A 16778-nucleotide genomic window follows, 5' to 3' on the forward strand; every position below is an offset into this window, starting at 1 on the left:
AGACGATCCCCTTTCACGCTAATTGCGCTTCATGTCTGGTTGAGCGAACGGCGCGCGAATAGGACCAACCCGCCTTTCGATCCCCTCAAATCGGACATAAATGGGGATTTCATACACGGCGATCGTGACGCCTGGGGCGATCCCGCGGGCCAGTCCGACGAGTAGATCGCGACGAACAACGACAGGATCACCAGGGCGTCACGTAGCCGAACGAACAGTGAAGGCGCGTCGTTCATCGCAGCCTCCTGGCGGCGAGTTCCGCGGCGGCCTTCTTACTGGTGTCCGGGCCGACGATGCCATCGACGGCGAGGCGCGCGTCTTTCTGGAAGCGGCGGGTCATGGCGGCGGTGTGCTCGCCGTACAGGCCATCCGCAGTCAGAACGTAGTCGAGCCGCTTCAGGGTGGTCTGCCAGTCCTCGACGTCGGCGCCACGCATGAGGGGGCGGCCCTGGACATACATGAGGAGCCGGCCGGAGGCGGATGGAGTGGCGGGTTTGCTGGGCGCCGGGGTGGCGGGTTTGCCGGAGGTGGCCGGGGCGGGGCAGCCGCGCCGGACCCAGTCGTACAAGGGGCCGCCGGGGCAGTCGGTGCCGTAGCCGTCGCGGTGGCCCTTGAGGTCGTTGCCCGCGGCGCCCTTCGAGCGGAGGTAGGCGACGGCGTCGAGGATGCCCCACAGGACGCCGTCGTTCGGCTGGGTGAATCCGGCGTTGCCCACCAGGCCGAGCACAGCGTAGTGGCCCGTGTTGAGTCCGGCGCCGTTCGCCGAGGGCAGGTGGTGGGGGCCGCGGCCTTCGAACACCTGCCGATGGGGGCAGGCGACCATGCTGTAGCCGAGGTCGATCCAGCCGTTGCTGTCCATGTGCTGGCGCTGGAACGCCTTCACGAGCGCGACGCAGATGTCGTGGTCGCGGACGATGCCGGGGTCGACGGATCCGCCGGTGTAGTGGACCTTCACACCGCGGGTGGAGGTGAGGTAGGTGTAGGCGCTGCGGGGCGCGCGGGCGCCCCACTCGTGGCGGGTGATCAGGTCGATGGCCATCGGGGTCCTCCCAGGGCGGGGTCGTGTTCAGGGGAAGGGTCGCGGGCCGGGCGGTTAACGTCAGCCCTCGGCCCGGCGGCGGGCGGCGGTGGAATTGCGGCGGGGGGCTCCGGCGGCGTCCACGACTGTGTAGATCGTTTTGAGGGAGGTGTGCAGGCGGGTGACGATGTGTTTGACCGGTTCCTGGGATCGGTAGGCGTCCAGGATCGCGGTGCGCTTGCGGTCGGTCAGCGGTTCGTTGCGTGGGCTCCGGACCGCGATGCCGTGAGCCTTGAGGTGAGCGCTGATGGTGCCGTAGGTGGTGCCGTATTGGGCGCCGATGCGGGTCATCGAGGCGCCCTCGGCGTAGCGGCGCGCGATGTCGTCGATGTTGGCCCGAACCGGTGAGACGTGCCGGTTGGGGGTCTTGCCGTGGGTTTTCAGCACGTACCTCACGCCGAAGTCGGAGCGGCTCATCATGCGGGCGATTTCGCCCGGCGTGTGGCCGGCGTCGTGGGCGGCGAGGATCGCGGTTTTCTCCGCAGCCGTGATGAGGCCATAGCGGGTGGGCGGGCGCCGCGGCACGTTGTATTCGGTCAGGATGCTGTGCACCGCGCTGTGAGAGACACCGAGGTTGGCCGCTACCTCGCGGATCGCTTTGCCGTCCTTGTAGAGGGCTATGGCGCGCTCCGCGACGGCTTGCGACCACGGCCGTTTGCTGGAGGGGCGGAAGGTGACGTCTGCGTTCTTGAGGACCCGGTGGACGCTGCCGCGCGCGACGTCGAGGTGTTCGGCGATTTCCTGGATGGTCTGCCCGGCGTCGTACATGCGGGTGAGGTCGTCGTCAGTGATGGCCAGGAGCTGAGCGATGTGCTCCGGGGTGGTGTTGTAGTGGCGCGCGATGTCCTCGACGGTGTGGGTTTCCTCGTGCAGGGTCCAGACGCGGGTCAGGCTGATTCCCGTTTTGGCGCGTACCTTGCTGGGCAACGTGGGCCTACCGCTCACCTGCGGGTCCGGCGTCTTGGGCGGGGCGGTCGGGTGCTCTCCGTCGCGGATGAGGATGCAGCGGATCAGACGGGGAGGGAGGCCGACATCGGCGCTGATGTCGGCGATGGACTGGCCGGCCCGGTGGCGGGTGGTGAGGTCGTCGTCGGCCAGGGCCAGCACGGGGGCGAGCCGGAACGAGGGCAGGCCGAGTTGCGTGGCGATGGCGCGGGGGGCGTGGCCTGCCTGGTCGAGGGTTCGAATCTGAGTGATGGTGGCCGGTTCGGCGGGGGCTTCGATGCCTGCGGGGGTCGTCATGGCGGGCACCATGCCGGATGGGCGGGGCTTGTGTCTTGCTTCGATCTGGGGAGTGCACGGCGAGGGGCGCCCGCCGTGCGGCGGGCGCCTTTTCACGCTGGGTTCCTTCCGAGGGGGCCGCCTGCTGTCAGGGGTCAGACGGCGGCGGGTGGCGGGAACTTTTCGGCGGCGTCGGCGGCGCTCATGTGGCCTTGCACCTTGTCGTAGGGCAGGGTGTCGGTGTCGGTGGACAGCTGGCCGTGCCGGTTGTAGGCGTCAGCGAAGCGCATGATGGTCCGGCCGATGCCGAGGTGTCCCCAGGGGACGGTGAGGGTCTTCTTGTTGACGCGCTTGATCTCCCACCAGGTGCCGGAGTAGAGCACGAAGTCGCCGCGCTGGAAGTCGTCGGGGCCCCAGATCTTCACGCCTTCGGCTTCGGCCTGCGCGATGATCGCCCCCCAGTGGGCGATCTCGTCGGCGAGCTGGGCCTTGTCGTGCTGGAGGCGGTCGAGGTGCTCGCCCGTGGCGGGCATGGGCTCGCCGTACCAGCGTCGGCGGCCGGGCGGCGGGGTGCCGTCGATGGCGCGCTGTACGCGGCGCAGTTGCTCTTCTAGGCGTTCGATGCGGCGACGCGTGACGCCCGGGTTCTTGCGGTGTTCTTCCAGGTGGGCGGCGGCGTTCGCGCGGCCTGCCCAGTGCGCCGCGCGGTCGCCTTCGGCGATGGCCTTGCGGGTGTGGTTGTCGCTGCGCTCCAGGGCCCTTTCGTGGCGGCGCTGGGAGTGGTGGCCGAGGAGGATGGGCTGGCCGAGTGGGATCCCGGCGGTCGCGGCGCGAGCGGTCTCCCGGTGGGTGTCGGAGCGGCGGGCAGCGTTGCGGGCGAACCCGGTGTAGGCGTCGGCGCGGGCGTCGGCCCGCTCGTACAGCTCCGTCTCGCGGGCCTCGGCGGTGCGGGTCTGGTCGCTGTATTCGACCTCAACGGTGAACCCGGCGCCCCGGAGCCGGGTGGCGATCTCCTCGACGCGGGCGCGGTTGAGGCTGTTGTGGCGGTCGCGGGAGTGGGGGACGTACCAGGCGTCAATGTGGCTGCCCCACTTGAGGCCGAGGCCTCCCTTGGAGCGGTTGCCAAGGAGCTTGTTGGAACCGTCTGCGCGGCTGGTGCCGGTGACGGTGATGCCTTCGGCGGATGAACAGTGAACCGTGATCAACGGGTGGTGCCTTTCCAGGAGAGCATGGGTTGGGAGCCGCACGCCGCTTGTGCGGCTCTCGCTGGATGATGCGACGGTCTGGCGCCCCTGCCCTGTGTGGGCAGGGGCGCAGGCCGTCAGGCGGCGGTGAGGAAGCTCACCGCGACGCCGGTTATGCCGGGGCCGTGGGTGCCGTCCCAGTGGACATAGGCGCTGCCGAGAATCTCGCCGCCGGTGTCGTAACTGGCGGGTTCGGCGTCGCCCGTAACGGTGCCGGGTCGGCCGCCCTGAACGTGGCGGACGCGGTCGCCTACGCGGACACTGACGGTGTAATCGTCGGCGTCAGCGGGGTTATTGGTGAGCATGGACCCTCCTCAGGTCGGAGTGCCGTCCCGCCCGGGTGGCGGGACGGCTTGTGTGGGGTGGATCAGACGAAAGTCAGGACGGTGACGTTGGCGGGAGCGTCACCCACGATCAGGCCGAGTTCCTGGTCTGCCGTCTCCAGGTCGGGGTAACGCTCGGCGTAGCGGTTCAGGGCCTTGTGCTGGACCTTGAGCAGGTCAGGGTTGGTCTGGGAGTCGTAGACGGGGTTAAGCCACATCACGAGCGCACCATCGCCGCCGGGGCGGGTGTTCTCTTCCACGAGATGGGCGTGCTTGAACCCTTCGAACGCGGCGAGCATGCGGCGCTGGTCGGGGGTGAGGCTACGCAGGTAGGCGTTGGCCATGTCTCGGACGGTGATGAAGTCCGCGCGGACGTGGCCGAAGTCGTTGCACACGGCGAGGTGGCGCCCCATGTAGGCGAGCGCAACGGCGGCGTTGGCCGTGATGGCGCGGTAGGCGGTGGGGTCGTCCTCGTGGCGGCTGGTCAGGTCGTGAAGGGCGTCGATCTGGCGGGCGAGGGTGAGACCGTCCCGCCGGGGGTTGATGGGTTTCCAGCCGAGCAGGGTCGCCGCGAGGCGAAGGAGGTAGACGACGTGAAGGCTGTCGTTACGGGTGGTGGCCATGTAGATGTTCCTTCCGGTGCCGGGGTGGCCCCGCTTGGCCACCCCTTCCAACACCTCCAACTCTAACACTTCTTTGATCTAGCGTCTATGGGTTAAAAGGGGTATGTTTGGGGTGTGGCGGTGAGCGGCACCGCCCCATCGGAAGGAACACCCACCCCATGACTTTGCTGGTCAAGGCACTCGACCCGTCCATCGACCTTCCCCCGGCAAACCCGTTCACCGACCTGCACTGCCCCAACTGCGGCACGCCGTTCCCTGGGACGGTCGAGGCGGGGGAGGGGATGGAAACGACGTGCTGCGGTGAGCAGGCATGCCACGGTGCCGACGATGGGGACTGCGGATGCCTTGTCACCTGCTACCGGTGCCCCCGAACCCTTCTGAGCGTGGACGCGCGCCGCAACCGCGACGGAAACCCGCTGTGCGGTTCGTGCTGGCGAGGGCCGGAGCACATCGGCATCCCGAGGCACGGCCGGGTCCGGCTGGTGGGACAAGTCGAAAGCTGATCTACGTGGGGGTCGGGAGCGGCCCGACCCCCGTTTCACCCCTGGGAAGGAACACGATGCTGAATCACGACGTGGTGGAGTTCGTGCGGCGCGGATACTGCGGCGCGTCCACGGAGTTTCTGGTCAACGTGACCACCCTGGCGACGTTCCGGGAGTGCCTGCGGGCGATTCGCCGGTACAACCGGTTCGACGCCGAGGAGGTCATTGGCCTTCTGTCGGAGGACCTGTTCGGGAAGCTGCGGTGGGTTCAGGTGGGGCGGGCGACGTCTCCGCTGATCGTGGCGAGGATCGCGTCTGAGACCTACCAGCAGCGCGACCGGACCGAGTCGGAGAACCGGCTCATCCCTGCGGAGGGCATGCAGAGGACCGCGCGGCAGCTAATGAAGGTCGGCCGGCGGAGCGGCGCCGAGTCTGTGACGTGGATTGACGAGGACGGGGGCGTGCGCGAGGGCAGGCCGCGGGAGGATGCGCGGCCGCACACGGTGCGCTTGTGGTGGAGGTGAGGTAGGCGATACAGGGGGCCGCGTCCGGGTGGGGCGCGACCCCCTGTTGGTGTTTGCGGGTGTTGTTCCTGGTCGTGACGTTTCCCCACTCACGCGAACCCCAAAAAACCCATAGACGCCACATAAAAGAACTGTTAGAGTTTGAGGTGTTCGGGGCGGCGGCCATGCGGGGCCGCTGCCCAGCTTCAACCGGAAGGGAACGCCTTGATGCGTTTCATCATGGGCCTGTTGATGGCCCTGGCGGCGGCCATGGTCGCCGTTGCTCTCCCCTCCCCCGCCGTCGCGGCGCCCGCCAAGGGCGCCGTCGTCTCCCCCGCCGAGGGGGCGGTCTTGACCGCTGGTGAGGCGGTCGTCTTCGAAGCGACCGCATCGGGGGTGTGTGCCCCGGAACTACTGGTCACCCCGCCCGGCGGTGAGCCGGTGCGGGTCGCGACCGGCAACGGGGGTGCTTTGTGCACCGCCACCATCACCCTGTCGGGGACGTGGACGCCGACCATGGCGGGCACGCACACGGTCGCGGTGGCCGAAGGCACACTCACGGTGGCATCGCGCGCTGTGGGTGTGGTGGCTGCCCCCGTGACCATCGCGCCGACCCCCACGCCGACTGAGACGCCGACCATGTCCCCGACGCCGACCGCGCCCCGGGAAACGGCGGCGCAGAGCCCGGCACCGACCCCCACGGTCGTCGCGACGGTCACGATGTCACCGAAGCCCACCAAGAAGCCGACCCCGACGCCGAGCCCGACGCCGAGCGCGTCGGTAACGGCGACGCCGAGTGTGGCGCGCGCTGTGGCTTCTCCGGCGCCGCTCGTGAGCAGCGCGCCGCCTGCTCAGCCCCCCGCCCCGGTGGTTGCGCTCCCGGCGGTCTCTGAGACGTCCAGGGACGTGCAGATGCCCGTGGTGCTGCCTGTGGTCACACTGGCCGCTCCGGAGCCTCCCATGGCGTTTCAGATGGCGCCGGTGGCTGCCGGTGACGGCGGGTTGGGTGTGGCGCTCATCGTGGTCGTGGCCACGTTGATGGCGGTGGGTGCGGTCGGGTTCGTCGTCTGGCTGTTCATGGCCAGCCGGAACCGGCGCGAGCCCGGACGCTCTGAGGTCTGACCGGTCATCATGGCCGCCCCCGTCCCGTGCGGGGCGGGGGCGGCTCCCGAGAGGAGGACATCGTGAGGCAGAGGCACGTGGTCCGTGACCGGTTGGCCGCCACGGGCTGCACGGCCGCGAACCGCTACCTGGAGTGGGGGCGAGACCAGCTCAAGCCCATGCGGGAGCTGGAGGATGCCAGCACGGCAGTAGCCAGGGCCAAGGGGCAGCACGAGCAGCGCAGTGACGAGTGGACCGCCGAGCAGCTGGAGCGGACACAGCTTCGGTGGCGTGCTGCTCGGGCGGCGAACCGGGCGCAGAACATCGCGGTGATGCAGGCGCAGACAGCAGCGCAGGCCAAGGACGCGCGTGCGGCCGAGATCGTCACACGGGAGCTGATGGCGATGTGGGCGGACTACGACGCCCGGTGGGACGCCGAGGCCGAGTCTTCCTCTCCTGCCTGATCTTCCTCTTGGGGCGCCCGTTCCGATCGGGGGTGCGGGCGCCCCTCCCCTGCGCCGAAGGTCTCGGCGATGCCCAAGGGGGCCGGCCGTTGGGCTGGCGGCGCTCGCGGGCTTGTGACCCGGTGTCCGCCGTGCGGCGGACACCCCAAATCAACCCACTCAAACCTATAGACGCCATTTAAAAGAAACATTAATATTTGAAGTGTCGCCAGGACATCGAATGCGAGAGGGGTCACCATGCACAGCACTGCCACCAGGGAGGTTCCCGCCGAGCGGTTCCGCGACGGAGTCCACGTTCAGCGGGTCAACATCTACACCCCCGGCGGGCAGTTCCTCCGCCAGGCGCCCTACCCCGGGACTCCGCAGGAGGCCCGTGCCTGGGCCCTCCGCCAGGTTCTGTGCGGCTGACGCTCGGCGCCCGGAGGTAACCCCGGGCGCCCGCCCAGGAGAAGGACCGACACGGGACCTCCAGGACCGGCTACGCGCCGGGGCCACCGATACCCAACAAATCGGAGGTCACCATGTCGATCACCTTCCACACCTCGCTCCGCATCGGGCCGGAGGTCAACCTCGCCAACGGCAACGCCGCCTGGCTGCTTGGCCTGCTCGGCTACGACGGACAGGAGGGGTGGGGGCAGGCTCCGGCGGAGGACTTCCTCGGCCGGGCCCTGCTCGCCCTGGGCCTGCTCGACATCGCCACCGATGACGAGCACGGGCGGCTGACCGTCTTCGACGGTCGGTTCGTCTCATGCGGCACGGCCCCCGGCTACCTGGCCGGGCGGCTCGCCGAACTCCAGGAGCTCGCCTGCTGGGCTCACCAACACCATGTGCCGGTGGTGTGGGGGTAACCCTGCCCGCCGGGCGGTGGCCTGCCCGTCTCGGGCGGGCCACCGCTTCCAGAAGAACCGGCCACCGAGGAGAGAGAGCCGCATGAACCGCAACCGCTTCACCGCCCACACCGCCGACTCGCTGCGGTTCTTCTTGGACGGCCCGGCCGGTGTGGTGGAGTTGCGCATCACGGGCGCCTACGGGGTGCTCATCGTCGGCGGCGAGGCCGAGGCGCTGCCGGGCGGCGAGATCGCGTTGCTGTGGCGGGCGGCCGGCCAGGACGACGCCGCGGTGTGGGGCGAGCTCGAGCGGCGCTACGACGCGGTGACCGCGCCGCCGGAGCCCGTGGAGCAGGAGCCGGGGGCGGAGTTCGACGGCCTGCGCACGGCTGTGGCGTGGTGCGAGTTCGCGGCCGGTCACGGGGACACGGGAGACGTCGCGGCGGCTGAGGAGGCGCATCTGAGGGCGTTGCAGGAGTTCTTCCGGAACCGTGAAGCGTAACCATAACTTTCCCCAAATAAACCCCTAGACGCCATTCTGTAAAGACATTAGAGTTTTAGGTGTTCACAGGGGCAACAATTCAACAGAGGAGATCACATGCCGGATCGCGACGTTCCTCCTCTCCTTGAGGGAGATGAGATGGGCTGGAGCTTTGACGAGCCCTGCGAGTGCGGAAGCGGCAACACCTACCGTGATTGCCGTTCCTGCTGATGAATCCGACGCCCCCGCGCCCCGGCGCGGGGGCCTGATCTCCTCTCCCGCCCGGCTGCCCTATCGGGGCGGGCACCGGGCGACGCATCACCGACCTGAACAACACCGACCTGAGGAGTTCGCTCATGAACAGCAGCACCACGAAGGCCGCCGCGCGAATCCAGGAGCTGGCCGCGCAGCTCGCCGAGGAGCTGGAGGAGCAGGACAAGAAGCCGGACCGGTTCGCGACCGCGTGCTTGGTGCTCGCGACCCGGACTGCCGAGGCTCAGACGAGGTCGTACGCCGAGGCCGGGCAGTGGATGGCCGCGCTCGTCGAGGTGCTGACGTGGGATCTGCTGTACGCCTCCCCTGGCGGGCCGCCCGGCGGCATGGCCGAGGCGGGCCGCCGCGCCCGGCAGGAGGCGGAGCGGCTCGTCCGGTGGTCGCGTGAGAACCCCGACGAGCTCGACGTGGGCTACGACTCCAGCTTCGTCGTGTGGACCGTCTGACTGGGCCGTCTGACGCTGCGCTGGCCGCCTCTCCCCCACCGTGCCGGACGGTGGTGGGAGTGGCGGAGGACGGAACGTCAAACCCCCAACCCGTGAAGGAGCGTTCCGCCATGCCCAAAATCCGCCTTGTTCTGTCGGCCGTCGCCGCGCTGGTCCTGGTCGGCGCTGTGACCGCGTGCACGCCCGTCGACGGCGGCGACTCCCGCTCCTCGGGGAGCTCGTCATCTCAGGAGGTTCACCACAAAAAGTCGAAGAAGGCGCCAGAGCCGGTCGAGGAGTGTGAGCCCGCCCCAGCCGGGACGGCGTCGGATACACCGCCGGAGCCGGTCGAGAACTACGACGAGCAGGCCGCGATCGGCGACTGCTGACCCCACGGAACCGAAGGACGTCATCGTGAAGGTCTACATCATGTACTGCGGTCCCTGCGGGGGAGAACTGCGTGTGCCGGAAAACGCTATGACTGTCACGTGCCCTACCTGCAAGAGGGATATTCAGGTCACGTACACCTCGTAGGAGGAAGCACCAGGAGTTTGTGGGCGCCAGCCGTACTGTACAGCTGGCGCCCACAGGCGTTTCTACGACAGGAACTGGCGCGTGCCCGCGTCGTAGAGGACCGGATCCCCGGGCCTGGCGAAGTCGACGCCGAACCGTAGCCAGGCGATCGAGGGTGGGGCGTCGTCTTCGGTGTCGTCGTCCGGCTCGTCTTCAGGGTGGGCGTCGGGGGCGGGGTTCTCCTTCGTCTCCCGCACTGGACCGCTCGGCCGGGCAGGTGTGGCCGGGGCTTCCTTCGGCTCCCACCGCAGACCGTCACCGGTCCAGGGGCACGGTTCGGCGGGGCCGCGGAAGTAGGCGTGCGGCGTCCAGGCAGGTGCCCGGCGGACCTTCTCCACGGCATCCCGCAGGAGTTGCGGGGTGAAGGGTGCCGGGTATCCGAGGATGCCAGTGAAGCGTGGTTCGCGGTCGCCGATCACCAGGCGGTCGAACGCTTCGGCTGCGGACGCTTCGATCCTCTGCTGTGCCGCGGTCAGGGCACGCTCAACGATGTCGGCCACGGCAGGCGGGGCCGGCTCTGCGGCGGTCCCGGTGTCAGCGTGCGGGTAGGCAGCGGCCAGGTCCCCGGCGAGGTCGGCCGCGGTCGCGGCCGGGTGACGGCGCGCGAGAGTCTCGGCAGTCTCCAGGAACTCGAGCGCCTGGCCTCCGAGGCCGTCCGTGGCGTACTGGTGGGCGCGGCGGATCCCGGCGATCCACCAGTCGTACTCCGGGGTGCCGTACTCCGGGACCTCGCTGAGGGGTTTCTGCCCTGTGGAGGGGTTCCACTGGCCGAGCGCGATCTGCTCGGCGGCGCGCAGCGTGAAGTTGACGCTGCACACCTGGCAGGAGGGGCGCACGCCGGAGCCCGGCGGGTGGTCCGGACACCGCTGCTGTTGGCCGCGGAGGCGGGCGGCGATGTCGTGCCGTACTCGCCCCTCGATGGTGTTCTCATCGAGTTCGGCTGGGGCGGTGGGCAGCTCGGCGAAGACGGGCGGGTCAACACGTGAGTCGACGTCCCAGCGGGTGCCGGTGATGGCGGTCAGCAGCTCACCCACGCGGCTGTACCCGTTCAGGTACAGGAAGTTGGAGTTGGCGTCGTCGCCGTCGAACCCGAGCGTGAGCATCCGGATGGCGGAGGGGGGATAGAGGCCGGGCAAGCTCAGGTCGATGGTGACGCAGCGCTGGGTGAGGAGCTCCCACAGGCCCCGGCTGCGGTGGCGAACGGCGTCGAGGAGCACCATCCACAGGTCTTCACGGCCGCGCTCCGGCCACCACAGCCCTCCCCTCGAAGGGGAGGCCGGGCCGGTGAGGGCGAGCACCAGCTCGGCGAGGTGCGCGACCGCGGGCCCTCCGGCCGTCAGGCCGACGATGGGCGGCCGACCGTTGCGGGATTGGGTGTCGGCGAGGTGCTGAGCGGCGAGGTCGGCCACTTGGCCCAGGCGGCGGATGGCGGCTTCGGTGCGGAGTTCGGCCCGCGCGGTCTTCGTGGTGCAGTCGCATGGCGTCACTTCGGGGACTCCTCGGGGGTCTGGTTGGCTTCGTGGTCCTGGCGGGCTTTCGAGACGCGTGCGGCGAGCGCGTCGAGGTTGACGCCGTGGGAGAGGTGGACGGCGCCGCCGTCCGGGCCGGACACCTCGACGGCCTTGACGGGTCTCCAGTCCTTGCCGCGGGTGCGGGCCAGGTACTCCAGTGCGACCTTTCCGTCAGGTGGCGTGTACTGGGTTTCGGTCTCCTCCGAGCCGTCCGGCCGGGTGCGGGTGACCTCCTTGACCACGGCGCCGCCCTTGGCTGCGAGCACCACGACGTCGACCATCTCGGCCTCTGCCTCGGCGCGGGCGCGGGTGACGGCGTCGCGGAAGTCACGGAACAGCTCCGGCGCGTCTTCAGGTTCGCCTTGGTCGAGCCACCGGTAAACAGTCGACTCATGGACGCCGGTGAGGTCGCAGGCGGTTCTGAGGTACTGGCCGGCGGCGAGGTGTCGGCACAGCTCTTCCTGAAGTTCCGGGGTGAGCTTCGTCTTGCGGCCGAACTTGCCGTTCTCCTCCTCCTGCTCCTGGCCGTCCGCGGTGGTGAAGTCCTGGCTGGTGGTCATGGCTTCTCCGTGATGGTTCCGAGGGTGCGGGCGATGAGGTCGGCTTCCAGGGCGGCACGGTGGCAGGTGGCGTAGTAGCGGGTGGCGATGGACTTGCCGACGCGAAAGACACGGCCCTGCCGGATGAGGGTGTCGAGGGCGTGCTTGCTGCTGCCTTCGCTGCCGGTGATGGAGTCGACGGCGGAGCGGAACACACCGTTGATTCCGGCTTGCACGATGGCGGCGTAGACCTGCTCGGCTTTCTCAACAGCGGATCCGGGGGCGGCGTATCGGTGCTTGCTCGCCTCGACCGGCGCCGGGGAGGTGAGAGGGAACAGGGTGTCGTCGGCGCCGTGGGGGGTGGCGACGCCGGCGGCGATCAGGGCGTCGGCGAGGTCGCGGGGCAGGGTGACGGTGGCGATGGCGGACGGCTTGGGGGTGGTCATCGTGTGCTCCAGGCGGTGAGGAGGGCGGTGTGCTGGGCGGGGTCGAGGAGGTCGCCGGTGGCGTGGAACGCAGTGACTGCGGCGCTGCTTGAGCCGTTGTGCATGAGGTCGCACATGGGGCGCAGGGTGACGCGGGCGGCGACTCCGTTGGTGAGCGCGCCGAGGCGGCCGGCGAGGACGGCGACGATGGAGTGGATGAGGGTCTCGGGGTTGGTGGGGCGGGCGGCGAGCGCTTGGACGAAGCGGGTGATCTGCCCGGCGTGGGGGTAGACGCCGCCCCCGGGCGGCAGGTGGGCGACGTCGACGGTGCCGGTGTACGGCAGGGCGTGGCAGGTGCAGATGCCGCGGACGGGGATGGCGCAGACGGCGATGTGGGCGGCCGGGGTGTGGAAGCCGTCCGGGGTGTGGCGGGTGAGGGTTTCGAGGTAGCGGCCGGGGTTGACGTGCAGGCCGTAGGTGAGGTTGCGCATCGCCGTCGCGAAGCGGCGGCCGGTGCCCTTGGTGGGGCTGGAGGTGGTGTCGATGCCGAGGCCTTCGAGGAGTCCGGTGGCGTGGTCGTTGAGGGACAGGCCCTCCGCGTCGGCTGCGGGGCTGCTGGTTTCGTCGCGGGCGGGCTCCCAGGGGCCGGGGAGGTTGTCGGTGATGCGGGTGGTCACAGCGGTGCGGGCGACGGTGTCGGGAGAGGTCACAGCTGGGCTCCGGCTTTCTCGAAGGTGGGTTCAGGTGAGGGTGAAGCGGGCGATCTCGGCGAGGACGACCGCGGCGGCGGCGGTGTAGGCGGCGTAGCGCAGCGGCGTGATGGTGGTGGTGGCCGCGGCCCACACGAGGATCCCGGCGAGGGCCAGGAGCCCGGTGTGGAGTGCGGCGGTGGCCCACCAGGCGCCGGGTTCCTGGCCGGGTTGGCGGTGGCTCATCGCGCCGCCAGGGGGCGGGCGGGATGTCGCGGGTACACCTGGGTCGGCTCGTCGACCTCGCCACGGTGCTCGTCCGCCCCGGCGGCTGGCGGGTACGGGTTCGGGTGCGCCTGGCGGGTGGAGGCCTCAACGGGAACGGGGACGGCGGGTTCGAACATGCCGCGCGGCCGGGGACTGGGCAGTCCGGCGGGGGTGATGCCGCGTTCGCGGGTGAGGTCGTCGTAGATGGGGGTGCCAGGGTCGGTGGTGAACCATGCGGCGTGGAAGGGGCTGGTCAGGGCTGCGTGCGTGTCCATACGGGCTGGTGTAGCGGGCCAGTGGGGTTTACGTCTGGTCTCGACCGGAAGGGTTGGAGTCGAGGAACGCGAACGGCGGCCGTCCCTGCGCGAGGGGTGGCCGCCGTCGTGACGTTCTGAGAGAAGTGCGAGTCCCGGATCCCGCCTTCGGCGGTGACTTTCGGGGTCAGAACAGGTGATCAGTTCTCGCCGTTGGCGGTGGCGAGAAGGTCTTGGGCGTCTGAGGCGCCGTGGTCGGCGGCGCGCTCGATCTCGAACTCGATACGCCTCCACTTGGTGGCGTCCTGTTGGACGGAGGCCAGCTCGGTGCGGAGCCGGTTCACCTCGGTCTCGGCCTCGCGGAGGCGGACGAGTACGCCGCCCATGCGTTCCCCCATGAACGAGGTCAGGTTCAGGCAATACCAGTCTTCTCCTTCGCCTGGCTTCGGGTGTTCGTGAGCGAGCCTGTCGAGGAACGCGGTGGCGAGCTCCTCGATCATGTCGTCAGACGAAGCTCGGCTGGTCAGCATGTCCAGCGCGGTTCTGCGAGGGGCGTTCATGTAGTTGTCCCTTCGGGTGTGCTCGAAGTGATAGCCCCCGCGTGGTGCGCGCGGGGGCAGGCGGGAGGCTCAGGGGTAGGCGGAGGTCTTCAGATCGCGATGGATGCGGTCGCCTGGGAGGCGTCGCGGGGGGATCCGGTGCCGTGCTCCTGGCAGAGGCCGATGCTGCGGCAGTGCGGTTCCAGGCACATGCCGATCTTGTTCTTCGCGGTGACGAGGGCGTCCCATCGGCGCTGGTCGAGGTCGTGGTCGGCCCCGGATCGGTATGTGCCGGGACCGTAGTGGATCTCCGTCCACGCCTTTTCCAGCTCGTCGATCTGGTCGATGTGATCGTTCAGCATCTGGTCGTTTGCCTTCACTGCCTCGTCTTCGGTGAGGTCGCGGAAGTCGTCGTCGGTGAAGCGCTTCGACAGGCGCTCCCGGATTCCGTGAAGGCGGTTCATGACGTCGAGGACGTCGTCGGGGTCGGTGAAGCGCAGGACAACGCCGATGACGTTGTCGAGGCCGGTGGCGGGCAGGACGAGGTCGGCGGAGTCGATGCGCTGCCCGCCGGGGTGGTAGCCGCGGTCGTCGACGTCGGTGTCACGGTGGGTGATGTAGGGGGTGAGAGGGTCGTCCCGGAAGGAACGGCCGATCTCGATGATGTCGGGGCCGACGCTGGTGTGAACGCGGGCAGTGAGGACACGGTTGTCGATGCTCACGGTGTGAAGCTCCTTGTCGGGTGGGGGCCTCCCCGGGTTCGGGGCGGCCGGGGTCAGGTTCGGGGCGGTGTGTCAGAAGGGGGGCTCCTCCATCACGCCCCAGGGGTCGGTGATGTGGGTCTGGACCCAGGGGACGCGGTTGGGCTGCCTCCATGCGGCTTCGGCTTCCTCCCGGGTGACGGGGCGCGTGCGGGCGGTCGGCGGGCTGCCCTTGGTGACGGCGTACTGGTAGGTGCGGGGCAGGTTGCGCAGGCGTTCGACCTCGGCCTCGGCGAAGCGCAGCCGGGCCAGGAGTTCGGGGACGGCGGCCAGCGCTTCGGCGGAGTGCTTCGGGATGCCGGTCATGTCCTCGGCGAGCGCCTTGTGGTAGTGCTTGGCGACGTCGTCGAGGTTGAGCGGCGGTTCCTCGGGCGGTTCCGGGGAGTCGTCGTACGGCCTGCGGTCGTCGTTCCAGTCGTTGATGTCGGTCACGGGGTGGTGCTCCGTTCTGGTTGGTGATGGGTCAGGCGGCGAGGAACAGGCCGAGCTGGGTGGACTGGCTGCGCTGTTCGGTCGTGGTCTGCTGGGCGGGCTTGGCGGTGTGCTCTGGGGTGGTGCGGCGCGGGGTGGGGAACAGGTCGAGCTGGTCGGGGGTGAAGCGCTCGCGTTTGGCTTCGGCGGCGGCGGCTTCGACGCGGTCGCGCCAGGCCAGGGCGAACGTCTGGCAGTTCGCTTCGGAGCGGTGGGTGGTGGAGCCGCACTGGGTGGGGGTGCGGCGGCCGGCGTAGGACCAGGCCATGGAGTCGGCGGTGGTGAGGTAGCGGCCGTACTGGCGGATTCCGGCGAGCTTGACGCCGAAGCCGTGCAGGGGCAGGTCGAGCTGGGCGAGGGTGCGGAAGATGTCGCCGATCTCGCGGGTGGCTTGGCGGCGGCAGACGGAGCCGACGCCGACGACCGGGTAGTCCTGGGCGAGGCGGACGCCGTGCTGCTCGTAGAGGTCGACGCAGGCGAGGTAGTCGTCCACGGTCCAGCCCTGGATGACGGGCATGACGGGGCATTCGGTGGCGTCGCTGTACTGGGGCCACAGCTCGACGAGGCGGACGAAGTTGGTGACGGTGCGGCGCTGATGCTCGGCCACGGTGAGGCCGGTCTTGGCGAGCATGAACGGCTCGCACATCCAGTCCTGGGGGGCTGCCCAGTCCAGGTCGGTGATCTCGTCGTCGTAGCGGGCCAGCGCGCGGACGTACTCCTCGGGGGTGGTGACGAACTCGCCGTGGAGCGACAGTTCGGTGAACGCGCCGGAGTCGATCGCGACGTGCCGATGGACCGGCCATTCCAGGGTGGGGAGCGTCTTGTACGTGCGGAGGACCCGGTGGGAGATGAACAGGGACACGCCGGCCGGGGCGGTATGGATCCAGCCGGGCCGGTGGGTGCCGAGGTAGAAGTGCAGGTCTTCCTCGTCGCAGATCACGCTGTTCCTCCCTTCCAGGGGTGAGGGGGCCGCCCCGGGTGGTGGGGCGGCCGGGCGGAGTTAGTCCTCGTCAGGGGCGGCGGACCGACGGGCCTTCTCGGCGAGTCCGGCGGCGGCAGCGAACACGGCGCTCTGCGCGTAGGCCTCCTCGGGGGTCAGGAACACGCCGCCACCCTCGGGGTAGGGGATGTACACCTCACCCTTGGCCGTGATGATCGGCTCCTCCAGCGGCCCGTACTGGAGGGCTTCGTCGGTGACGGGGGCGACGACGGCGCGGAAGTGGGTGACGGCGTTCTTGTCGGCTTCACCGTCGATCGCGGGGGTCATCTTGATGAAGACGACGTTGCCCTTGCTGGTCAGGCCGGGCCAGGCGTTCAGGTCCTCGCAGAGGTCGTTGTCGCTTCCGGTGAAGAGTTCGGCGACGTCGTCGGCGCTGATCGGCGTGGGGGTGGTGCTCATGTGGCGCTCCTGCCTGATGGCGGTTTGTGATGAGGGGTACGGCGTGTCGGGCGGGGAGATGAGGAGGCGGCGGGTGGGGGCCCGCCGCCTGTTTCGGCTAGTCGAAGTGGATCTGTCCGTAGACGTCGTCGATCGCTGGTGCGGCGTCCTCCTCGGACATGCCGTCCAGGTGGAGCAGCTGGCTGGTGTCGATTCCGGTGCGGTCGGCGAGGTGGGCGTCCGTGATGGCCTGGTGGAGGATCGCGCGGCTTCCGGGGCTCATCTCGGCCATTGGCATCTCCCTTGCGAAGGTTCTTGGGGCGTTG

The 16778-nt window shown here is 69.5% G+C and carries 26 protein-coding genes; 9 read left to right on the forward strand and 17 right to left on the reverse strand.

Annotation, left to right across the window (positions count from 1 at the left end):
* Window positions 1–232 precede the first annotated feature (232 nt).
* The 5 genes from AB0N02_RS34795 to AB0N02_RS34815 all read right to left on the reverse strand — a co-directional run bounded on the left by AB0N02_RS34795 (window position 233) and on the right by AB0N02_RS34815 (window position 4549).
* On the reverse strand, window positions 233–1039 hold the full coding sequence (locus tag AB0N02_RS34795) for an N-acetylmuramoyl-L-alanine amidase (protein ID WP_363955336.1): 807 nt from the start codon (window positions 1037–1039) through the stop codon (window positions 233–235).
* Between the two features lie 60 nt (window positions 1040–1099).
* Window positions 1100–2332 carry a hypothetical protein gene (locus AB0N02_RS34800; RefSeq protein WP_363955338.1) on the reverse strand — a complete coding sequence of 411 codons (1233 nt, stop codon included), beginning with the start codon at window positions 2330–2332 and terminating at the stop codon, window positions 1100–1102.
* Between the two features lie 122 nt (window positions 2333–2454).
* Window positions 2455–3504: a DUF3560 domain-containing protein gene (locus tag AB0N02_RS34805; protein ID WP_363955341.1), complete on the reverse strand. Its 1050-nt coding sequence runs from the start codon at window positions 3502–3504 to the stop codon at window positions 2455–2457.
* A 116-nt stretch (window positions 3505–3620) separates the two neighbouring features.
* Entirely contained in the window at window positions 3621–3848 is a 228-nt protein-coding gene (locus AB0N02_RS34810) for a hypothetical protein (RefSeq protein ID WP_363955344.1), read from the reverse strand.
* A 62-nt stretch (window positions 3849–3910) separates the two neighbouring features.
* The gene (locus tag AB0N02_RS34815) at window positions 3911–4549 is read right to left on the reverse strand and encodes a hypothetical protein (protein WP_363955347.1); all 639 of its coding nucleotides are present in this window, start codon (window positions 4547–4549) and stop codon (window positions 3911–3913) included.
* Window positions 4550–4647: 98 nt separating this feature from the next.
* On the opposite strand from AB0N02_RS34815, the gene AB0N02_RS34820 reads away from it, so the two are divergent.
* The 9 genes from AB0N02_RS34820 (at window position 4648) to AB0N02_RS34860 (ending at window position 9434) form a co-directional block, all read left to right on the forward strand.
* Window positions 4648–4992 (forward strand): hypothetical protein, encoded by a 345-nt coding sequence (locus tag AB0N02_RS34820; protein ID WP_363955350.1) that lies wholly within the window; start codon window positions 4648–4650, stop codon window positions 4990–4992.
* A gap of 56 nt (window positions 4993–5048) precedes the next feature.
* Window positions 5049–5495 (forward strand): hypothetical protein, encoded by a 447-nt coding sequence (locus AB0N02_RS34825; protein ID WP_363955354.1) that lies wholly within the window; start codon window positions 5049–5051, stop codon window positions 5493–5495.
* Window positions 5496–5702: 207 nt separating this feature from the next.
* A complete protein-coding gene (locus tag AB0N02_RS34830) occupies window positions 5703–6596 on the forward strand; it encodes a hypothetical protein (protein WP_363955357.1) in 894 nt (297 codons plus the stop codon).
* 62 nt (window positions 6597–6658) lie between these two features.
* A complete protein-coding gene (locus AB0N02_RS34835; protein WP_363955359.1) occupies window positions 6659–7039 on the forward strand; it encodes a hypothetical protein in 381 nt (126 codons plus the stop codon).
* A gap of 237 nt (window positions 7040–7276) precedes the next feature.
* Window positions 7277–7447, forward strand: coding sequence for a hypothetical protein (locus AB0N02_RS34840; protein ID WP_363955362.1), 171 nt, complete (start codon window positions 7277–7279; stop codon window positions 7445–7447).
* Window positions 7448–7560: 113 nt separating this feature from the next.
* Window positions 7561–7887: a hypothetical protein gene (locus tag AB0N02_RS34845; protein WP_363955365.1), complete on the forward strand. Its 327-nt coding sequence runs from the start codon at window positions 7561–7563 to the stop codon at window positions 7885–7887.
* Between the two features lie 82 nt (window positions 7888–7969).
* Window positions 7970–8368, forward strand: a complete 399-nt coding sequence (locus tag AB0N02_RS34850) for a hypothetical protein (protein WP_363955368.1) — start codon at window positions 7970–7972, stop codon at window positions 8366–8368.
* A gap of 335 nt (window positions 8369–8703) precedes the next feature.
* Window positions 8704–9066: a hypothetical protein gene (locus AB0N02_RS34855; RefSeq protein ID WP_363955371.1), complete on the forward strand. Its 363-nt coding sequence runs from the start codon at window positions 8704–8706 to the stop codon at window positions 9064–9066.
* A gap of 110 nt (window positions 9067–9176) precedes the next feature.
* Complete coding sequence (locus AB0N02_RS34860) at window positions 9177–9434, forward strand: hypothetical protein (protein ID WP_363955374.1); 258 nt, start codon at window positions 9177–9179, stop codon at window positions 9432–9434.
* A gap of 207 nt (window positions 9435–9641) precedes the next feature.
* Here the strand turns inward: AB0N02_RS34860 and AB0N02_RS34865 are convergent, their stop codons facing one another.
* The 12 genes from AB0N02_RS34865 to AB0N02_RS34920 all read right to left on the reverse strand — a co-directional run bounded on the left by AB0N02_RS34865 (window position 9642) and on the right by AB0N02_RS34920 (window position 16744).
* On the reverse strand, window positions 9642–11105 hold the full coding sequence (locus AB0N02_RS34865) for a hypothetical protein (protein WP_363955377.1): 1464 nt from the start codon (window positions 11103–11105) through the stop codon (window positions 9642–9644).
* The gene (locus AB0N02_RS34870; protein ID WP_363955380.1) at window positions 11102–11689 is read right to left on the reverse strand and encodes a hypothetical protein; all 588 of its coding nucleotides are present in this window, start codon (window positions 11687–11689) and stop codon (window positions 11102–11104) included. Before AB0N02_RS34870 ends, AB0N02_RS34865 begins: the two co-directional genes overlap by 4 nt.
* On the reverse strand, window positions 11686–12114 hold the full coding sequence (locus AB0N02_RS34875; RefSeq protein WP_363955382.1) for a hypothetical protein: 429 nt from the start codon (window positions 12112–12114) through the stop codon (window positions 11686–11688). The genes AB0N02_RS34870 and AB0N02_RS34875 overlap by 4 nt, the downstream gene beginning before the upstream one ends.
* On the reverse strand, window positions 12111–12803 hold the full coding sequence (locus AB0N02_RS34880; protein WP_363955385.1) for a GTP cyclohydrolase I: 693 nt from the start codon (window positions 12801–12803) through the stop codon (window positions 12111–12113). The genes AB0N02_RS34875 and AB0N02_RS34880 overlap by 4 nt, the downstream gene beginning before the upstream one ends.
* A gap of 30 nt (window positions 12804–12833) precedes the next feature.
* Entirely contained in the window at window positions 12834–13028 is a 195-nt protein-coding gene (locus AB0N02_RS34885) for a hypothetical protein (protein WP_363955388.1), read from the reverse strand.
* Entirely contained in the window at window positions 13025–13324 is a 300-nt protein-coding gene (locus AB0N02_RS34890; RefSeq protein ID WP_363955391.1) for a hypothetical protein, read from the reverse strand. The genes AB0N02_RS34885 and AB0N02_RS34890 overlap by 4 nt, the downstream gene beginning before the upstream one ends.
* Window positions 13325–13503: 179 nt before the next feature.
* Window positions 13504–13863: a hypothetical protein gene (locus tag AB0N02_RS34895; RefSeq protein ID WP_363955393.1), complete on the reverse strand. Its 360-nt coding sequence runs from the start codon at window positions 13861–13863 to the stop codon at window positions 13504–13506.
* Window positions 13864–13952: 89 nt separating this feature from the next.
* Window positions 13953–14564 (reverse strand): hypothetical protein, encoded by a 612-nt coding sequence (locus tag AB0N02_RS34900; RefSeq protein WP_363955396.1) that lies wholly within the window; start codon window positions 14562–14564, stop codon window positions 13953–13955.
* Window positions 14565–14636: 72 nt separating this feature from the next.
* Window positions 14637–15035 carry a hypothetical protein gene (locus tag AB0N02_RS34905; protein WP_363955399.1) on the reverse strand — a complete coding sequence of 133 codons (399 nt, stop codon included), beginning with the start codon at window positions 15033–15035 and terminating at the stop codon, window positions 14637–14639.
* Between the two features lie 31 nt (window positions 15036–15066).
* On the reverse strand, window positions 15067–16014 hold the full coding sequence (locus AB0N02_RS34910) for a hypothetical protein (RefSeq protein WP_363955401.1): 948 nt from the start codon (window positions 16012–16014) through the stop codon (window positions 15067–15069).
* A gap of 60 nt (window positions 16015–16074) precedes the next feature.
* A complete protein-coding gene (locus tag AB0N02_RS34915; RefSeq protein ID WP_363955404.1) occupies window positions 16075–16473 on the reverse strand; it encodes a hypothetical protein in 399 nt (132 codons plus the stop codon).
* A gap of 97 nt (window positions 16474–16570) precedes the next feature.
* Window positions 16571–16744: a hypothetical protein gene (locus AB0N02_RS34920; protein WP_363955406.1), complete on the reverse strand. Its 174-nt coding sequence runs from the start codon at window positions 16742–16744 to the stop codon at window positions 16571–16573.
* Between the last annotated feature and the right edge of the window lie 34 nt (window positions 16745–16778).

Source organism: Streptosporangium sp. NPDC051022 (assembly GCF_040683035.1).
Taxonomy (GTDB): domain Bacteria; phylum Actinomycetota; class Actinomycetes; order Streptosporangiales; family Streptosporangiaceae; genus Streptosporangium.

Coding starts and splice junctions, on each gene's coding strand:
- AB0N02_RS34795 (WP_363955336.1), bottom strand. CDS start 1,039: ATGGCCATCGACCTGATCACCCGCCACGAGTGGGGCGCCCGCGCGCCC.
- AB0N02_RS34800 (WP_363955338.1), bottom strand. CDS start 2,332: ATGGTGCCCGCCATGACGACCCCCGCAGGCATCGAAGCCCCCGCCGAA.
- AB0N02_RS34810 (WP_363955344.1), bottom strand. CDS start 3,848: ATGCTCACCAATAACCCCGCTGACGCCGACGATTACACCGTCAGTGTC.
- AB0N02_RS34820 (WP_363955350.1), top strand. CDS start 4,648: ATGACTTTGCTGGTCAAGGCACTCGACCCGTCCATCGACCTTCCCCCG.
- AB0N02_RS34825 (WP_363955354.1), top strand. CDS start 5,049: ATGCTGAATCACGACGTGGTGGAGTTCGTGCGGCGCGGATACTGCGGC.
- AB0N02_RS34830 (WP_363955357.1), top strand. CDS start 5,703: ATGCGTTTCATCATGGGCCTGTTGATGGCCCTGGCGGCGGCCATGGTC.
- AB0N02_RS34840 (WP_363955362.1), top strand. CDS start 7,277: ATGCACAGCACTGCCACCAGGGAGGTTCCCGCCGAGCGGTTCCGCGAC.
- AB0N02_RS34845 (WP_363955365.1), top strand. CDS start 7,561: ATGTCGATCACCTTCCACACCTCGCTCCGCATCGGGCCGGAGGTCAAC.
- AB0N02_RS34850 (WP_363955368.1), top strand. CDS start 7,970: ATGAACCGCAACCGCTTCACCGCCCACACCGCCGACTCGCTGCGGTTC.
- AB0N02_RS34855 (WP_363955371.1), top strand. CDS start 8,704: ATGAACAGCAGCACCACGAAGGCCGCCGCGCGAATCCAGGAGCTGGCC.
- AB0N02_RS34860 (WP_363955374.1), top strand. CDS start 9,177: ATGCCCAAAATCCGCCTTGTTCTGTCGGCCGTCGCCGCGCTGGTCCTG.
- AB0N02_RS34870 (WP_363955380.1), bottom strand. CDS start 11,689: ATGACCACCAGCCAGGACTTCACCACCGCGGACGGCCAGGAGCAGGAG.
- AB0N02_RS34875 (WP_363955382.1), bottom strand. CDS start 12,114: ATGACCACCCCCAAGCCGTCCGCCATCGCCACCGTCACCCTGCCCCGC.
- AB0N02_RS34885 (WP_363955388.1), bottom strand. CDS start 13,028: ATGAGCCACCGCCAACCCGGCCAGGAACCCGGCGCCTGGTGGGCCACC.
- AB0N02_RS34890 (WP_363955391.1), bottom strand. CDS start 13,324: ATGGACACGCACGCAGCCCTGACCAGCCCCTTCCACGCCGCATGGTTC.
- AB0N02_RS34895 (WP_363955393.1), bottom strand. CDS start 13,863: ATGAACGCCCCTCGCAGAACCGCGCTGGACATGCTGACCAGCCGAGCT.
- AB0N02_RS34915 (WP_363955404.1), bottom strand. CDS start 16,473: ATGAGCACCACCCCCACGCCGATCAGCGCCGACGACGTCGCCGAACTC.
- AB0N02_RS34920 (WP_363955406.1), bottom strand. CDS start 16,744: ATGGCCGAGATGAGCCCCGGAAGCCGCGCGATCCTCCACCAGGCCATC.